The sequence below is a fragment of the Acidovorax benzenivorans genome (assembly GCF_028680575.1).
In the GTDB taxonomy this organism is placed as follows: domain Bacteria; phylum Pseudomonadota; class Gammaproteobacteria; order Burkholderiales; family Burkholderiaceae_C; genus Acidovorax; species Acidovorax benzenivorans.
The window spans coordinates 1-15,345 of record NZ_JAPCKI010000025.1; the positions used below are offsets into that span (position 1 = coordinate 1).

Here is a 15,345-nt window from a genome sequence, read left to right on the forward strand (position 1 = left end):
GGTGACAACGTGTCGATCACTGTGAAGCTGATCAACCCCATCGCCATGGAAGAAGGTCTGCGCTTCGCTATCCGCGAAGGCGGCCGTACCGTGGGCGCTGGCGTCGTGGCCAAGATCATTGCTTAATTCACAAGCAGAACAAGGAACTTGCCATGTCCAAGCAAAAAATCCGTATCCGCCTGAAGGCGTTTGATTACAAGCTGATCGACCAGTCCGCTGCCGAGATCGTTGACACCGCCAAGCGCACCGGCGCCATCGTCAAGGGCCCCGTGCCCCTGCCGACGCGGATGAAGCGTTTCGACATCCTGCGCTCGCCGCACGTCAACAAGACCAGCCGCGACCAGCTCGAAATCCGCACGCACCAGCGTCTGATGGACATCGTGGATCCTACGGACAAGACCGTGGACGCCCTGATGAAGCTCGACCTGCCTGCTGGCGTGGACGTCGAAATCAAGCTGCAGTGATGTAGCAATGGCTGCTGCGAGGTGGGTTCACCCGCCTTGCAGTGACTGAAATAACGCGAACTTGCTTGAAAAAGCAGTTCGCGTTATACTTTAGGGCTTCGCTCGATTTACGTCCGTCAAACGGCGCTTGTCAGCGGAGTTTTATTAACCTTCTTTCATGCACGCAGGCGAGAGCTTGCGGAAACGCCGTAGCCAATTGAAGTTGCGGCGGTGAGAGTTTTGGAGAAAACCAATGAGTCTGAGCAACTCCCTCGGGTTGCTGGGTCGCAAAGTGGGCATGATGCGTCTGTTCACCGATGATGGGGACGCAGTGCCTGTCACGGTGGTGGATGTATCCAACAACCGCGTTACCCAGGTCAAAACCCAAGAGAACGATGGCTACGTGGCCCTGCAGGTCACGTTCGGTTCGCGCAAAGCATCGCGTGTGACCAAGCCAGAAGCCGGCCACCTTGCCAAGGCAGGTGTGGAAGCCGGTGAAGTCATCCAGGAATTCCGCGTGACCGCAGAAACCGCCGGCAAGTACGCCGCTGGTGCTGCAGTGCCTGTGGCTGATGTTTTTGCTGTCGGCCAGAAGGTGGACGTGCAAGGCACCTCCATCGGTAAGGGCTACGCCGGTACCATCAAGCGTCACAACATGAGCTCGCAGCGCGCGTCGCACGGTAACAGCCGTTCGCACAACGTGCCTGGCTCTATCGGTATGGCACAAGACCCAGGTCGCGTGTTCCCCGGCAAGCGCATGACGGGCCACCTCGGCGATGTCACCAAGACCACGCAAAACCTCGATGTCATCCGCATCGATGAAGCGCGTCAACTGCTCTTGATCAAGGGCGCTATTCCGGGCTCCAAGGGTGGGTTCGTGACGGTGCGTCCAGCGGTCAAGGCCAAAGCCTCCAAAGGAGCGAACTAATGCAGCTCGAACTCCTGAATGACCAGGGCCAAGGTGCATCCAAGCTGGATGTTCCGGAAACCGTGTTCGGTCGTGAATACAACGAAGATCTGGTTCACCAGATCGTGGTGGCCTATCAGGCCAACGCACGCCAAGGCACTCGCGCTCAGAAAGACCGTGAGCAAGTTCGTCACTCGACCAAGAAGCCTTTCAAGCAAAAGGGTACGGGTAACGCACGTGCAGGTATGACTTCCTCGCCTTTGTGGCGCGGGGGCGGTCGGATTTTCCCGAACATGCCTGACGAAAATTTCACGCAGAAGATCAACAAGAAGATGTACCGCGCCGGTATGTCTGCCATCTTGTCGCAGCTGGCCCGCGAAGGCCGTCTGGCTGTGGTCGATTCGCTGAAGCTTGATTCCCCCAAGACCAAGGTCCTGGCAGACAAGTTCAAGGCGATGAATCTGCAATCGGTGATGGTGATTGCCGACGAAGTGGACGAAAACCTGTACCTGGCTTCGCGCAATCTGGTGAACGTGCTCGTGGTTGAGCCCCGTTACGCCGATCCCGTGTCGCTGGTGCGTTTCAAGAAAGTGCTCGTCACCAAGGGTGCGATCGACAAACTCAAGGAGATGTTCGCATGAGCACACTCAAGTTTGACGAAGGTCGTCTGATGCAAGTGCTGGTCGCTCCCATCGTGTCCGAAAAGGCCACCATGGTTGCTGAGAAGTCCAATGCAGTGACGTTCAAGGTGCTGCAGAACGCTACCAAGCCCGAAATCAAGGCCGCTGTGGAATTGATGTTCAAGGTAGAAGTCAAGGGCGTTTCTGTGGTGAACACCAAAGGCAAGACCAAGCGTTTCGGCAAGACCGTCGGCCGCCGCGACAATGTTCGCAAGGCATACGTCACGCTGCAGGCAGGTCAAGAGCTGAACCTCTCCGGGGAGGCCGCGTAATCATGGCTGTCGTTAAGATGAAACCTACCTCGCCCGGCCAACGTGCTGTGGTGAAGGTCACGCGTGACCACCTGTACAAGGGTGAAGCGTACGCCCCCCTGCTGGAGCCACAATTCCAGAAGGCCGGTCGTAACAACAATGGTCACATCACCACTCGCCACAAGGGCGGTGGTCACAAGCACCACTACCGCGTGGTGGACTTCAAGCGCAACAAGGATGGCATTCTGGCCAAGGTTGAGCGCATCGAGTACGACCCCAACCGTACGGCCCACATCGCTCTGGTGTGCTACGCCGACGGCGAGCGTCGTTACATCATTGCTCCCCGCGGTCTTGAAGCTGGCGCAACGCTGATGAGCGGTTCGGAAGCCCCGATCCGCGTTGGCAACACACTGCCGATTCGCAACATTCCCGTGGGTTCGACGATTCACTGCATCGAGCTCAAGCCCGGTGCCGGTGCTCAGATCGCTCGTTCGGCAGGTGCTTCGGCAACGCTGCTGGCCCGTGAAGGCATCTACGCCCAGGTGCGTATGCGTTCCGGTGAAGTTCGCAAGATCCACATCGAATGCCGCGCCACCATTGGTGAAGTGGCTAACGAAGAGCACAGCCTGCGCCAACTGGGCAAGGCCGGTGTGAAGCGCTGGATGGGTATTCGTCCTACGGTTCGCGGCGTTGCCATGAACCCAGTGGATCACCCTCACGGTGGTGGCGAAGGCCGCACCGGCGAAGGCCGCCATGCAGTCGATCCTTGGGGCAATCTGACCAAGGGTTATCGCACCCGTAACAACAAGCGCACACAGATCATGATCGTGTCGCGTCGCAAGAAGTAAGGGGTAACAGATGACTCGCTCTCTTAAAAAGGGTCCATTTGTTGACCATCACTTGCTGGCCAAGGTCGAAAAGGCCGTTGCCACCAAGGACAAGAAACCAGTCAAGACCTGGTCGCGTCGCTCTATGGTTCTGCCCGAGTTCATCGGTCTGACCATTGCCGTGCACAACGGCAAGCAGCACGTACCTGTCTATGTCACCGACCAGATGGTGGGCCACAAGCTGGGCGAATTCGCCCTGACGCGCACCTTCAAGGGTCACCCCGCTGACAAAAAAGCGAAGAAGTAAGGAACGACCATGTCTGAAACACGTGCAGTCCTCCGGGGCGTCCGTCTGTCGGTCGACAAGGGCCGTCTGGTCGCCGATCTGATCCGCGGCAAGAAAGTGGACCAGGCTCTGAACATCCTGAACTTCACGCAGAAAAAAGCTGCGGGAATCGTCAAGAAGGTTCTGGAGTCGGCCATCGCCAACGCCGAACACAACGATGGCGCTGACATCGACGAACTGAAGGTCAAGACCATCTACGTCGAACAAGGCACCACGCTCAAGCGCTTCACCGCGCGCGCCAAAGGCCGCGGCAATCGCATCAGCAAGCCCACGTGCCATGTGTACGTGACGGTTGGCAACTAAAGGCTCGGGAAGACTATGGGACAGAAAATCCATCCTACCGGCTTCCGCCTTGCGGTCAGCCGCAACTGGTCCAGCCGTTGGTACGCCAGCAACCGCGACTTCGCGGGCATGCTGGCTGAAGACATCAAGGTGCGCGAGTACCTGAAGGCCAAGCTCAAGAATGCGGCCGTGTCGCGCATCCTGATCGAGCGTCCTGCCAAGAACGCCCGCATCACCATTTACTCGGCACGTCCTGGTGTGGTGATCGGCAAGAAGGGTGAAGACATCGAGAACCTGAAGAAGGAACTCGCTGCTCGCCTGGGCGTGCCTGTCGCAGTGAACATCGAAGAAGTGCGCAAGCCTGAAATCGATGCCAAGCTGATCGCCGACAGCATCACGCAACAGCTCGAAAAGCGGATCATGTTCCGCCGCGCCATGAAGCGCGCCATGCAGAACGCCATGCGTCTGGGTGCCCAGGGCATCAAGATCATGTCGTCCGGTCGTCTGAACGGTATCGAAATCGCTCGTTGCGAGTGGTACCGTGAAGGCCGCGTGCCACTTCACACGCTGCGTGCGGACATCGACTACGGTACCTCTGAAGCCAAGACCACCTACGGTGTGATCGGCGTCAAGGTCTGGGTCTACAAGGGTGACACGCTGGGCCGCAATGACCTGCCTGCCGTGGAAACGCCTCGTCCAGACGAAGAGCGCCGCCCACGTGGTCCACGCCGTGATGGCCGCCCAGGTGGCGACCGTCCAGGCGCAGGCCGTGGCCCACGTCGTCCTGTCGGTGGCAACACTGCTCCAGCCGACGGCAGCGATAAGCCAGCGGAAGCTGGTGGCGCTGATAACAATGCCGTTAAGCGCGTACGCAAAGTCGCCGCGCCCGCTACAGCAGCGGACGGTAAAGGAGAATAACTATGCTGCAACCTGCTCGCCGTAAATACCGCAAGGAGCAAAAGGGCCGTAACACTGGCGTCGCAACACGGGGTGCTACCGTTGCGTTCGGTGATTTCGGTCTGAAGTGCACCGATCGTGGCCGTCTGACGGCCCGTCAGATCGAAGCTGCGCGCCGTGCGATTTCCCGTCACGTCAAGCGTGGCGGCCGTATCTGGATCCGCGTGTTCCCGGACAAGCCAATCTCTACCAAGCCCGCAGAAGTGCGTATGGGTAACGGTAAGGGCAACCCCGAGTACTACGTGGCCGAAATCCAGCCCGGCAAGATCGTGTTCGAGATCGTCGGCGTGCCCGAAGAACTGGCCCGCGAAGCCTTCCGCCTGGCTGCTGCCAAGCTGCCGCTGCGCACCACGTTCGTCAGCCGTCACCTTGGCGCGTAATTCAGGAGACCATGAAAATGACCAAAGCTACTGAACTGCGCCAAAAAGACGTTGCCGGCATCGAAGCCGAAATCAAGGCACTGCAAAAGGCCCATTTCGGCCTGCGCATGCAAAAGGCTACGCAGCAACTGGGTAACACCAACACGCTGCGCACCACCCGCCGTGATATCGCACGTGCCAAGACCATTCTTGCTGAAAAGCAAGCCGCCAAGTAAGGAGCCCATATGACGGAACCTAAAAAATCCCTCAAGCGCACCTTGATTGGCAAGGTGGTCAGCGACAAGCGTCAAAAGACTGTGACCGTGCTGGTTGAGCGTCGTGTGAAGCACGAGCTCTACGGCAAGATCGTTGCGAAGTCGAGCAAGTACCACGCCCATGATGAAAATGGCGAGTACAAGCTGGGCGACGTGATCGAAATCACCGAGAGCCGTCCGCTCTCCAAGACCAAGAACTGGGTGGCTACCCGCTTGGTGCAAAAGGCTGGCCTGCTGTAAGCAGCTGACCATGGCGCCCCGGGGCAAGCCCCTGGGCGGCAAAGCCCTTCAAAACGACCCACAATGTGGGTCGTTTTGCTTTATGGGCTCCCCTTTAGTGCGCACGATGCCAAGTGCCCAGGAGAGGGACGTTACGAGGCACGGCGTTCTCGGGGTCCAACACCCCATCCCAACATCCCATCCCAACATCCCTAGGAGAAAACAATGATCAAAGTCGGTGATACCCTGCCCGCAGCCACGCTGATGGAATATTCCGAAGTCGAGGGCGAAGGCTGCAGCATTGGTCCGAATCCCGTGGCGGTGGACAAGGCCACGGCGGGCAAGACAATTGCCCTGTTCGCATTGCCTGGTGCCTTCACACCCACCTGCTCAGCCAAACATGTCCCTGGTTTTGTGGAAAAGGCTGCCGAGTTCAAGGCGGCGGGTGTTCATGAAATCTGGTGCGTGAGCGTGAACGACGCGTTTGTGATGGGCGCCTGGGCGCGCGACCAGAAGACCGATGGCAAGGTGCGCATGCTGGGTGACGGTAGCGCCGCCTTCGCGCAAGCCACGGGCCTCACCCTGGACCTGACGTCCAAGGGCATGGGCCTGCGCAGCAACCGCTACTCGATGCTGGTGCGCGATGGCAAGGTGGTGGCGCTCAACGTCGAAGCGCCGGGCAAGTTCGAAGTGAGCGACGCCGACACCCTGCTGGCGCAGGCCAAGGCTTGATACGTCGCGGTCAATGCTACTGAATGGATAGCGGCTGGTGCATGTACATCGTGCGCCAGCGACCCAATCGGTCAAGAAATATCGGCCTTGAGGTAATGCGCCCCTGGTATGGGGTTATGGTAATAGGGCGGGATTTCTTCGAAGCCCAGGTCGGTGTATAGCGCACGGGCCGACTCCATATCGTCCAGCGTGTCGAGCAACACGCAGGCGTAGCCAGCCTGCCGCGCCCGGTCCAGCATGGCTTCGGCCAGCTCGCGGCCCAAGCCAAAGCCCCGAAATGCCTTGCGCACATACAGGCGCTTCATTTCGCTGGCGTTGGGGTAATCGGCGTTGTCCAGCGGGCGCAGGGCACAACAGCCTGCCACGGCCCCTTCGACTTCGGCGACCAGCAGGGCGCCACGGGGTTCGGCGTAGTCGCCGGGCAACTGTGCCAGTTCAGACTCAAAGTCCTGAAAACACAGGTCCACGCCCAGCGTGCTGGCGTACTCGCGAAAGATGTTTCTGACCGCATCCCATTCGGCGGGCGAGGCAGGGGTTCTCAGGGAGATGGAAGGCTTGTCCAAAGCGCAGAGCATGCAAACGAGGGAGCCGCCAGTGTAGCGACTTCGGTCAGAACGCTGGCGCAGCCAATGAAGACACCCACCAGGCCAATGCCGCGCTCAGGGCCAGCACCACCAATGCCACGGTGCGGCTCGTTGCGTCGTCACGGGAGGGCGTGGCAGCTTGGGGCAGCGTCTTGTCTCCGTCCAGCATGGGCCGGATGAGCTGTTGCTTGCGCACACGCACATAAAAGATGATGGCCAGCACGTGCAGGCCTACCAGCCCCAGTAGCAGGAACTGCCCGATGTCCTTGTGATAGCTCGTGGCCAGCCCCACCACCGCGTTCGAAACATAAGAGGTCAGCGGCCCAGCGAAGGCGATCTCATCGTCACTCAGCAGGCCGGTGCCAACCTGGGCTACCAGCACTGCCAGCAAAACAAACACTGACAGCCCGCCCAGCGGGCTGTGCCCAATGCTGTCTTCGGGATGGGGCGTGCCGCGCAAGTACCGCAGCAAGCGCGCAGGCGAATACAGGAACGCTGAAAAGCGTGACCAGCGACCGCCCATCAGCCCCCAGACTGCTCTGAACACCAGCAACGCCAGCACCGTGTAGCCCAGGCGAAAGTGCCAGACCATGGCATTGCCGCCCACTTTGGCTGTGATGGCCAGTGCCACGATGCAGGCCGCCAGGGCCCAGTGAAAGATGCGGGTTGGAAGGTCCCAGATGCGTACGGTGTGCTGCGTCATGGTGGTCAAGGGCGGTGCGCCGAAGTGAGGGATGGGTGGAGGTGTATGCGGCATTGTGCGGCAGGGCTTGTAACCACCCTGCCTCAGCACAACGGTGCCCAAACCGGCATACTGCGCAGGCTTGGAAGGCACCATTTTGTTCCACCCACGAAAAAAGGAAGTTCCGATGAAAGCACTTGTTGCGTTGACCTTGGCGGCGGCTGCCCTCACCCTTTCAGCCCCCGCCTCCGCCCAATTTGCCAAGGCTGAAGACGCCATCAAATACCGCCAAAGCGCGCTGTTTGTGATGGGGCAGCACTTCGGTCGCCTGGGCGCCATGGCCAACGGCCGTGTGCCTTTCGACGCCAAGGTGGCGCAGGAGAACGCCGATGTTGTGGCCCACATGGCCAAGTTGCCATGGGCAGGTTTTGGCCCGGGCACCGACAAGGGCGCATCCACCAAGGCCCTGCCAGAGATCTGGACCGAACAAGCCAAGTTCAAGGACCATGCCGAGAAGCTGGAAGCCGAGTCCGTCAAGCTGGCCGCCGCCGCCAAGACGGGCAACCTGGACAACCTCAAGACCGCTTTTGGCGCTGCCGCTGGCACCTGCAAGGCCTGCCACGACAACTTCCGCGCGAAGTAAAAGCAACCCCCTGAGTGGGCGGCTGTGCCGCCTCTCCCTTCTCTCGAATTGCCGCGCATCCTGGACTGGGGGCGACGCCAGCGCGACGGCGCCGCCCTTGCGCGGTATCCGCTGGGTTGCCGCTACGTCAGTGATGGACGTCAGTATTCAAATTTGATAGCTGCTCGCGCTGGATCCATAAGCACAAAAGGCCAATTTCGCTTGAAATTGGCCTTTTGTTTTAGGAGATGTTGTAGCGGCTCAGGTCTCTGCCAGGAGCTTTTCGATCAACTGGTGCAACTCGGGGAAGTTGGGGGCACCCACATAGGTCTTCACGATCTCACCGCGCTTGTTCACGATGAAGGTGGAGGGCGTGAGTCGCACATCGCCCCAGGCCTTTGCCACATTGCCAGTGTTGTCGATGGCCACCTGGAAAGGCAGCTTGCGCGTCTCGGCAAAGTTGACCACGTAGCTGGGTGGGTCGTAGCTCATGGCCACGGCCAGGGTGTCAAAGCCTTTGCTGTTGTACTTGTTGTAGGTGGCCACGATCTCGGGCATTTCGGCCACACAGGTGGTGCAGCTGGTGGCCCAGAAGTTGACCAGGGTGACCTTGCCCTTCAGGTCGGATGTGGATTTGCTGGAGCCGTCCAGCAGCACAAAGGTGGATGCGGGGGCTTCAGCGCGGCCCGTGTCCAGGTACACATAGGCGCCCACAGCGGCAAACGCTGCCACTGTCACACCTGCTGCCCAATGCTTGATCGCCATGACTTCACCACCCATCCAAAAGGAAACACGGGGCCTATGCCCCCACCCCCGCATTGTGCCGGAGCTACCCGTGCGCCGCGCCAGGGCGCCTGCAACACCCTTTCTGGACTCGACGCGCCGCGAAAAGTTCGCCACAAAACGGATCGGCCAGCCGACCGGGGCTGCTCTGCCGATAATGCCCCGATGAAATGGACATTGACCGGGGCCGCCGCCCTGCTGATCGCGGGCTGCAGCCCCGCGCTGAATTGGCGCACCGTGCCGCTGCCTGAAGCGGGCCTGACCATCACCCTGCCGTGCAAGCCCGATCAGGCCACCCGCTCCGTGGAGCTGGCTGGCGCACCGGTGGAGTTGTCCATGGTGGGCTGCGATGCCGATGGCGCGACCTTTGCGGTGTCTCACGCAGCCCTGGCCGACCCGGCCCAGGTGGGCGCAGCACTCACGCACTGGCGGACTGCCATGCTGGCACGCCTGGGGGCGGGCGCTGAGGCGGGGGCCAAAGATGTTCCCTACGCGCCGCGTGGCGCCTTGCCCCTGCTGCAATCGGTGCGCACGGTGGCCCAGGGCCAGCGCCCTGATGGCAGCGCAGTCACGGCACAGGCCGTGTGGTTTGCGCGTGCGGCAGGCCCGCAAGTGCGGCTATACCACGCCGTCGTCTACACCGCCAAGCCCAGGCCGGACGTGGCCGACCAGTTCTTTGCCGGTCTGGCGCTGCCATGAGCAGCAGCGTGTTGCCACGGCGGGCCGCCGTCATTGTCTTTCTGGCGTTTGCGTTTGCGTACTTCCTGTCGGCGCTGGTGCGCGCCGTCACGGCCACCTTGGCGCCGACGCTGGCCCAGGAGTTCTCGCTGCAGGCGCGGGATCTGGGGCTGCTGGCGGGCGGGTACTTTCTGGGCTTCTCGGCCACACAGCTGCCTTTGGGCACGTGGCTGGACCGCCATGGCCCCAAGAAGGTTGCGCTGGGGTTCCTGGGCGTGGCCGTGGTGGGCAGCCTGGTGTTCTCGGCGGCCACGGGGTTTTCGGGTCTGCTCGCCGGGCGGGTGTTGTGTGGTGCGGGCGTCAGCGCGTGCCTGATGGCACCGCTCACCGGCTACCGCCGTTGGTTGGAGCCCGTGGCGCAGATGCGGGCGAATTCGTGGATGCTGATGACAGGCTCGCTGGGCATGGTGGCGTCCACGCTGCCAGTGCAATGGGCGCTGCCGCTGGTGGGCTGGCGCCCGCTGTTTTGGGCGCTGGCAGTGCTGATCGCGGTGGCCATGGTGGTCATCGCTGTTTGGGTGCCCCGCTGGGGCCCGGCCAACTCCGCACCTGTGGGAGCGAGTGCCGATGTGGCGCCTGCGCCCCAGGGCTATGGTGTGGTGTGGCGGCATCCGTACTTTCAGCGCCTCGCACCGCTGGGTTTCTTTTGCTACGGCGGCATGGTGGCCATGCAGACTTTGTGGGCGGGGCCGTGGATGCAGCGTGTAGCGGGCTACACCGCCCTGGAGTCGGCGACGGGCCTGTTCTGGATCAACGTCTCCATGCTGTGCACCTTCTGGACCTGGGGCATGGTCAATCCCTGGCTGCTGCGCAAGGGGTTTGGTGCCGATCGTTTGATGGCGATGGGCCTGCCGCTGTGCCTGGTGGTGTTGCTGGGCATCATCCTGGCCGGGCCCCAGGCAGGGGGCGGCGCCTGGGCCTTGTTCTGTGTGTCTTGCACCTTTGTGTCGCTGTCGCAACCGGCCGTGGCCATGGCGTTTCCGCAGGCGCTGGCAGGGCGCGCGCTGTCGGCCTACAACCTGGTGATTTTTGCGGGCGTGTTTGTGGTGCAGTGGGGCATTGGCCTGGCGGTGGACGCCTTTGCAGCCGCCGGGCTGGCCACCGTGCCAGCGTTCCAGGCGGCCATGGCGGTGTACCTGGCATGCAACGCGAGTGCCTATGCGTGGTTCATGCTGCGGGGGCGGCGCCATAATGTGCTGCAAACCTCTGCACCATGAAGACTTACGCAAATCAAGTTGCAACAACGGGCCGCGTCCTTGTGGCAAGCGATTCGTTGATGCGCTGCTGTGCGTAAGTCATGACCATGACCCCCACCAGCATCCTCATCATTGCCCACGCCCCACTGGCCCACGCGCTGCGTGAATGTGCGCTGCACGTGTTTTCAGACTGCGGCAACAGCGTGGCGGCGCTGGACGTGCAGCCCAACCAGCCCCCCGAAGAGTCGCTGGCCCAGGCGCGCATCATGCTGGACCAACTGGGCACTGACACCACCCTGGTGCTGACCGACGTGTTTGGTGCCACGCCCTGCAATGTGGCGCAGCGCCTGGTAGATGGCGTGCGCTCGCGCTTGGTGACGGGCGTCAACCTGCCGATGCTGCTGCGCGCCGTGAGCTACCGGAACGAGCCGCTCGACTCCGTGGTGACCCGCGCCGTGGTGGGGGGCACCCAAGGGGTGATGCAGGTGGCCATCTCCGCACCGCAGAACCAGAACCGCCGTAACCGACATGATCAAGACTCGTACGACCATCAGCAATAAACTGGGCCTGCACGCCCGCGCATCGGCCAAGCTCACCAAGCTGGCTGGCAGCTTCCCGTGTGACGTTTTCATGAGCAAGGGGGAGCGCCGCATCAACGCCAAGAGCATCATGGGCGTGATGATGCTGGCTGCTGGCCTGGGCTCCGAGGTAGAGCTGGAAACCAACGGCGACCGCGAACAGGAGGCCATGGATGCCCTGCTGGCGCTCATCGCCGACAAATTTGGCGAGGGTGAGTAATGAATAGCGCCTCCACGGTCGCGCACTGCGTGTCGCTCCCTGCCCCCCAAGGGGGCCCAGCCCGCCTTCGGGCGGCCGGGCGGCGGGCTGACGTGGCCCTTCTCGCACGTTTGTACCGGATCGCACCACCATGACCTTCTCCGTCCACGGCCTCGCAGTCGCACGCGGCATTGCCATTGGCCGGGCCGTGCTGGTGGCGTCCAGCCGTGTGGATGTAGCGCATTACTTTGTCGAGCCCGCTCAGGTCGAAGGCGAGATCGAACGCGTGCGCCAGGGGCGCAATGCCGTGGTCGAGGAGCTGCAGCGCCTGCAGATCGACATGCCTACCGATGCGCCGCACGAGCTGGCCGCGCTGCTGGATGTGCACCTGATGCTGCTGCAGGACGAGGCCCTCACGGGTGGTGTCAAGCACTGGATCACCGAGCGCCTGTACAACGCCGAGTGGGCGCTGACCACGCAGCTCGAAGTGATCGCGCGCCAGTTCGACGAGATGGAGGATGAGTATCTGCGCGAGCGCAAGGCCGACCTGGAGCAGGTGGTCGAGCGCATCCTGCGCTACATGAAAGGTGTGGCCAGCCCCGTGGCGCCACCGGCCAGCAGCCCGCGCCGCAAGACGCAACAAGACCTGCTGCTGGACGATACGGTGGATGTGCCTCTGGTGCTGGTGGCGCACGACCTCTCGCCCGCCGACATGCTGCAGTTCAAACAAAGCGTGTTCGCGGGCTTTGTGACCGACGTGGGCGGCAAGACCAGCCACACTGCCATCGTGGCGCGCAGCATGGACATCCCGGCGGTAGTGGGCGCGCGCGCAGCCAGCCAGCTGGTACGGCAGGACGACTGGGTCATCATCGACGGTGATGCGGGCGTGGTCATCGTCGACCCGTCGCCCATCATCCTGGCCGAATACGGATTTCGCCAGCGCCAGGTCGAGCTGGAACGCGAGCGCCTTGCCCGCCTGCGCCACACGCCCGCCGTCACTATTGATGGTCACAAGATCGAGCTGCTGGCCAACATCGAGCAGCCGGGCGACGCGGTCGCCGCCGTGCGCGCAGGCGCCGTGGGCGTGGGTTTGTTCCGCAGCGAGTTTTTGTTCATGGGCAAAAGCGGCAACCTGCCCGGCGAGGACGAGCAGTACCGCGCCTACTGCGAGGCCATCGACGGCATGCAGGGCTTGCCAGTCACCATCCGCACCATCGACGTGGGCGCCGACAAGCCGCTGGACAACAAGGCCCACAAGGACAGCTACCTGAACCCCGCGCTAGGCCTGCGCGCCATCCGCTGGAGCCTGGCTGACCCGGCCATGTTCCGCACCCAGTTGCGCGCCGTGCTGCGGGCGGCGGCGCATGGCAAGGTGAACCTGCTGTTCCCCATGCTGGCGCACACGCACGAGATCCAGCAGACACTCGCCCAGGTCGATTTGGCCCGCGCCGAGCTGGATGCGCGTGGCGAGCCCTACGGGCCTGTGCAGCTGGGCGCAATGATCGAAGTGCCTGCCGCCGCGCTCATGGTGCGCACCTTCCTCAAGTATTTCGACTTCCTGTCTATCGGCACCAACGACCTGATCCAGTACACCCTGGCCATCGATCGCGCTGACGAGGCCGTGGCCCATCTGTACGACCCGCTGCACCCCGCAGTGTTGCGCCTGGTGGGCGATGTGATCGCCGAGGGTGAGCGCCAGGGCAAGAGCGTGTGTGTGTGTGGCGAGACGGCGGGCGACGTGGCCATGACCCGCCTGCTGCTGGGCCTGGGCCTGCGCAGTTTTTCGATGCACCCCGCGCAGATCCTGGCCGTCAAGCAGGAGGTGCTGCGTGCCGACACGCGCAAGCTCGCGCCTTGGGCGCAGCAGGTGCTGGAAGGCGACGCACCTGCCGTGCTACTGACGGCCTAGCGCTTTAACGGCCTGAGGGGCTCTGTTGATTGCTCCAAAAATGATAGCTGCTGAGGCATGTTCTCTAAGCGCTATTGGTCGATTTGGCTAAATTCTTGTGTGTCAGCGCGCTCGCATCCCGATCACGGCCGCGCTGATGATCATGACGGTGGCCAGCGCAATGCTCCAGGTGAATGCGCGGCCGCTCACCAGGATCAGCAGCATGGTGGATGCCAGGGGCGTGATGTAGCTCAGGATGCCTATGTGCCGGGCATCCCCCAGCTTGAGGGCCTTGTCCCACATGAAAAACGACGCCCCCAGCGGCCCCAGGCCCAGCACTGCCAGCAAGGCCCAGTCGCGCGGCAGCAGCGTCACAGCGGGCTCCAGCGCCCCATGGCAAAGCAGCGACAGCACCCCCGACACCAGCCCGAACAGCCCGATGGCCGTGGTCGGGAAGGCCGCCACGCGTTTTGTCAAAAGCGAGTACGTGGCCCAGATGAAAGCCGCGGCCAGTGCGGGCAGGTAGCCCCAGGCCGGCGTGCCGCTCAACTCGCGCCCGCCTGCAATGGCGATGGCTGCGCCCCCAAAACCCAGCAGCGCCGCCAGCACATGCGGCAGGCGCAGCGCCACACCGGGTAGCACCACGGGCGAGAGAACCACGATGAACAGCGGCCACAGGTAGTTGACCAGATTGGCCTCCACCGGCGGCGCATGGCGCAGTGCGATGAACAGCAGGAAGTGGTAGGCAAACAGGCCATACACGCCCAGCGCGAGCGTGCGCAGCGGAATGCGCCACTGCGAAGGATCGCGCAGCACAAACGGCCAGGCTGGCACGCTGCCGATGATGAGCGCAACGCCCGTGAGCAGGAAGGGCGGAATGTGGGTGAGTGACACCCCCAGGGAGGCGAGAGAGGCCCATAGCGCGATGGCGCCCAGAGCGTACAGATTGGCTTGCATGGCGCCGAGCTTACGCGCGCGCGCCGCCGTGAATCGTCGCGCAACGCCGGTCCGTCGTCGCGCACCAAGGCTCTTGGATGGTCGTCAGCGGTTGTCCGCCGTCACTAGCGATGTTCAGCCCGGCGCAGCGCGGCCGTGAGGGCCGAGGGCGAGCGGTACCCGGTGCGCCGCGCCACCTCGGCCACGGCCATGCCGGTGCCCCGCAGCAGTCGGGCTTGCGCCAGGCGCTGGCTGCGTAGCCAGGCCATGGCGCTCAGGCCCTGGTCCTCGCGGCAGCGGGCGGCAAACTGGCTGGGGCTCAGGTGCACCTGCGCCCCCAGGTCGGCCACGGTGAGTTCGCGGTGCCACTGTTGTGCAGCCCATTGCTGCAGAGCAGTCCAATCGATGGCGCGTTGGCGTGCGTAGCGGGGCAAGGGTGCGTGTGGAGCTGAGTCAGCCAGCCACGCCTCCAGCAGCAGGGCCGGGCCATGAGTCTGGGCCAAAGGAAGGCCCTGTTGCAGCGCGCTGGCCAGGTAGTGCGCCAGGGGGCGGGTGTCGGCGGGCAGCGTGGTGGTGCGGAGTGGGCTGGAGCACAGGGCCCAACCGGGGTGGGCGCTGTCGAGCACCAGGCACAGGCTGCCTCCGGCGGACTCGAAATCGTGCCGATCCCCCGGGGAGATGACATAGCCTCCCCCGGTCGCTACCCGCACGCCGCGCCCTTCCACTTCCAGTTCCAGGGCCCCCGACAGGCCGAACAGGATTTGGAAGTGGTCGTGACTGTGGCTGCCAGGGGCGGTACCGTAGCGTCGCAGGGAGAGTTGGTCTGGGGTGTCCATGGGGGCAGACGCAGCCGCAGCTGCC

General features: G+C 62.8%; 24 protein-coding genes. 19 read left to right on the plus strand and 5 right to left on the minus strand.

Features of this window, described 5'->3' with window-relative positions:
• The 13 genes from OIN59_RS24190 to OIN59_RS24250 all read left to right on the plus strand — a co-directional run.
• Nucleotides 1–126, plus strand: a 126-nt coding sequence (locus tag OIN59_RS24190; RefSeq protein WP_456057495.1) for an EF-Tu C-terminal domain-related protein, incomplete at its 5' end; no start/stop codon positions are given.
• A 26-nt stretch (nucleotides 127–152) separates the two neighbouring features.
• Nucleotides 153–464 carry a 30S ribosomal protein S10 gene (rpsJ, locus tag OIN59_RS24195; protein WP_005796953.1) on the plus strand — a complete coding sequence of 104 codons (312 nt, stop codon included), beginning with the start codon at nucleotides 153–155 and terminating at the stop codon, nucleotides 462–464.
• 232 nt (nucleotides 465–696) lie between these two features.
• Nucleotides 697–1,371 carry a 50S ribosomal protein L3 gene (gene rplC, locus OIN59_RS24200; protein ID WP_274114616.1) on the plus strand — a complete coding sequence of 225 codons (675 nt, stop codon included), beginning with the start codon at nucleotides 697–699 and terminating at the stop codon, nucleotides 1,369–1,371.
• A complete protein-coding gene (rplD, locus tag OIN59_RS24205) occupies nucleotides 1,371–1,991 on the plus strand; it encodes a 50S ribosomal protein L4 (RefSeq protein WP_008906425.1) in 621 nt (206 codons plus the stop codon). The genes rplC and rplD overlap by 1 nt, the downstream gene beginning before the upstream one ends.
• Nucleotides 1,988–2,302, plus strand: coding sequence for a 50S ribosomal protein L23 (rplW, locus tag OIN59_RS24210; RefSeq protein ID WP_274114619.1), 315 nt, complete (start codon nucleotides 1,988–1,990; stop codon nucleotides 2,300–2,302). Before rplD ends, rplW begins: the two co-directional genes overlap by 4 nt.
• Before the next feature lie 2 nt (nucleotides 2,303–2,304).
• A complete protein-coding gene (gene rplB, locus OIN59_RS24215; protein ID WP_274114621.1) occupies nucleotides 2,305–3,129 on the plus strand; it encodes a 50S ribosomal protein L2 in 825 nt (274 codons plus the stop codon).
• 10 nt (nucleotides 3,130–3,139) lie between these two features.
• Complete coding sequence (gene rpsS, locus OIN59_RS24220) at nucleotides 3,140–3,415, plus strand: 30S ribosomal protein S19 (protein ID WP_010467177.1); 276 nt, start codon at nucleotides 3,140–3,142, stop codon at nucleotides 3,413–3,415.
• 9 nt (nucleotides 3,416–3,424) lie between these two features.
• The gene (rplV, locus tag OIN59_RS24225; RefSeq protein ID WP_007847806.1) at nucleotides 3,425–3,757 is read left to right on the plus strand and encodes a 50S ribosomal protein L22; all 333 of its coding nucleotides are present in this window, start codon (nucleotides 3,425–3,427) and stop codon (nucleotides 3,755–3,757) included.
• 15 nt (nucleotides 3,758–3,772) lie between these two features.
• Nucleotides 3,773–4,654, plus strand: a complete 882-nt coding sequence (gene rpsC / locus OIN59_RS24230; RefSeq protein WP_218341851.1) for a 30S ribosomal protein S3 — start codon at nucleotides 3,773–3,775, stop codon at nucleotides 4,652–4,654.
• 2 nt (nucleotides 4,655–4,656) lie between these two features.
• Nucleotides 4,657–5,073 (plus strand): 50S ribosomal protein L16, encoded by a 417-nt coding sequence (rplP, locus tag OIN59_RS24235; protein ID WP_274114629.1) that lies wholly within the window; start codon nucleotides 4,657–4,659, stop codon nucleotides 5,071–5,073.
• A gap of 17 nt (nucleotides 5,074–5,090) precedes the next feature.
• The gene (gene rpmC, locus OIN59_RS24240) at nucleotides 5,091–5,288 is read left to right on the plus strand and encodes a 50S ribosomal protein L29 (protein ID WP_015012191.1); all 198 of its coding nucleotides are present in this window, start codon (nucleotides 5,091–5,093) and stop codon (nucleotides 5,286–5,288) included.
• 9 nt (nucleotides 5,289–5,297) lie between these two features.
• Nucleotides 5,298–5,567, plus strand: a complete 270-nt coding sequence (rpsQ, locus tag OIN59_RS24245; RefSeq protein ID WP_056058906.1) for a 30S ribosomal protein S17 — start codon at nucleotides 5,298–5,300, stop codon at nucleotides 5,565–5,567.
• A 204-nt stretch (nucleotides 5,568–5,771) separates the two neighbouring features.
• On the plus strand, nucleotides 5,772–6,278 hold the full coding sequence (locus OIN59_RS24250; RefSeq protein WP_274114633.1) for a peroxiredoxin: 507 nt from the start codon (nucleotides 5,772–5,774) through the stop codon (nucleotides 6,276–6,278).
• 71 nt (nucleotides 6,279–6,349) lie between these two features.
• Here the strand turns inward: OIN59_RS24250 and OIN59_RS24255 are convergent, their stop codons facing one another.
• Nucleotides 6,350–6,841 (minus strand): GNAT family N-acetyltransferase, encoded by a 492-nt coding sequence (locus tag OIN59_RS24255; RefSeq protein ID WP_274114635.1) that lies wholly within the window; start codon nucleotides 6,839–6,841, stop codon nucleotides 6,350–6,352.
• A gap of 46 nt (nucleotides 6,842–6,887) precedes the next feature.
• Nucleotides 6,888–7,565, minus strand: coding sequence for a cytochrome b/b6 domain-containing protein (locus OIN59_RS24260; protein WP_274114637.1), 678 nt, complete (start codon nucleotides 7,563–7,565; stop codon nucleotides 6,888–6,890).
• 166 nt (nucleotides 7,566–7,731) lie between these two features.
• On the opposite strand from OIN59_RS24260, the gene OIN59_RS24265 reads away from it, so the two are divergent.
• Nucleotides 7,732–8,187, plus strand: a complete 456-nt coding sequence (locus OIN59_RS24265; protein ID WP_274114639.1) for a c-type cytochrome — start codon at nucleotides 7,732–7,734, stop codon at nucleotides 8,185–8,187.
• Nucleotides 8,188–8,427: 240 nt separating this feature from the next.
• Here the strand turns inward: OIN59_RS24265 and OIN59_RS24270 are convergent, their stop codons facing one another.
• A complete protein-coding gene (locus tag OIN59_RS24270) occupies nucleotides 8,428–8,931 on the minus strand; it encodes a TlpA disulfide reductase family protein (protein ID WP_274114641.1) in 504 nt (167 codons plus the stop codon).
• A 183-nt stretch (nucleotides 8,932–9,114) separates the two neighbouring features.
• On the opposite strand from OIN59_RS24270, the gene OIN59_RS24275 reads away from it, so the two are divergent.
• The 5 genes from OIN59_RS24275 to ptsP all read left to right on the plus strand — a co-directional run bounded on the left by OIN59_RS24275 (nucleotide 9,115) and on the right by ptsP (nucleotide 13,569).
• Nucleotides 9,115–9,648 (plus strand): hypothetical protein, encoded by a 534-nt coding sequence (locus tag OIN59_RS24275; protein ID WP_274114643.1) that lies wholly within the window; start codon nucleotides 9,115–9,117, stop codon nucleotides 9,646–9,648.
• The gene (locus OIN59_RS24280; RefSeq protein ID WP_274114645.1) at nucleotides 9,645–10,904 is read left to right on the plus strand and encodes an MFS transporter; all 1,260 of its coding nucleotides are present in this window, start codon (nucleotides 9,645–9,647) and stop codon (nucleotides 10,902–10,904) included. Before OIN59_RS24275 ends, OIN59_RS24280 begins: the two co-directional genes overlap by 4 nt.
• 86 nt (nucleotides 10,905–10,990) lie before the next feature.
• On the plus strand, nucleotides 10,991–11,443 hold the full coding sequence (locus OIN59_RS24285; protein ID WP_274114647.1) for a PTS sugar transporter subunit IIA: 453 nt from the start codon (nucleotides 10,991–10,993) through the stop codon (nucleotides 11,441–11,443).
• Entirely contained in the window at nucleotides 11,412–11,681 is a 270-nt protein-coding gene (locus tag OIN59_RS24290) for an HPr family phosphocarrier protein (RefSeq protein WP_056058887.1), read from the plus strand. The genes OIN59_RS24285 and OIN59_RS24290 overlap by 32 nt, the downstream gene beginning before the upstream one ends.
• A 130-nt stretch (nucleotides 11,682–11,811) precedes the next feature.
• Nucleotides 11,812–13,569, plus strand: a complete 1,758-nt coding sequence (gene ptsP / locus OIN59_RS24295; protein ID WP_274114650.1) for a phosphoenolpyruvate--protein phosphotransferase — start codon at nucleotides 11,812–11,814, stop codon at nucleotides 13,567–13,569.
• Nucleotides 13,570–13,671: 102 nt separating this feature from the next.
• On the opposite strand, the gene OIN59_RS24300 is transcribed toward ptsP, so the two are convergent.
• Nucleotides 13,672–14,505, minus strand: coding sequence for a DMT family transporter (locus OIN59_RS24300; protein ID WP_274114652.1), 834 nt, complete (start codon nucleotides 14,503–14,505; stop codon nucleotides 13,672–13,674).
• Nucleotides 14,506–14,609: 104 nt separating this feature from the next.
• The gene (locus tag OIN59_RS24305; RefSeq protein ID WP_274114654.1) at nucleotides 14,610–15,320 is read right to left on the minus strand and encodes an AraC family transcriptional regulator; all 711 of its coding nucleotides are present in this window, start codon (nucleotides 15,318–15,320) and stop codon (nucleotides 14,610–14,612) included.
• Nucleotides 15,321–15,345: the final 25 nt, after the last annotated feature.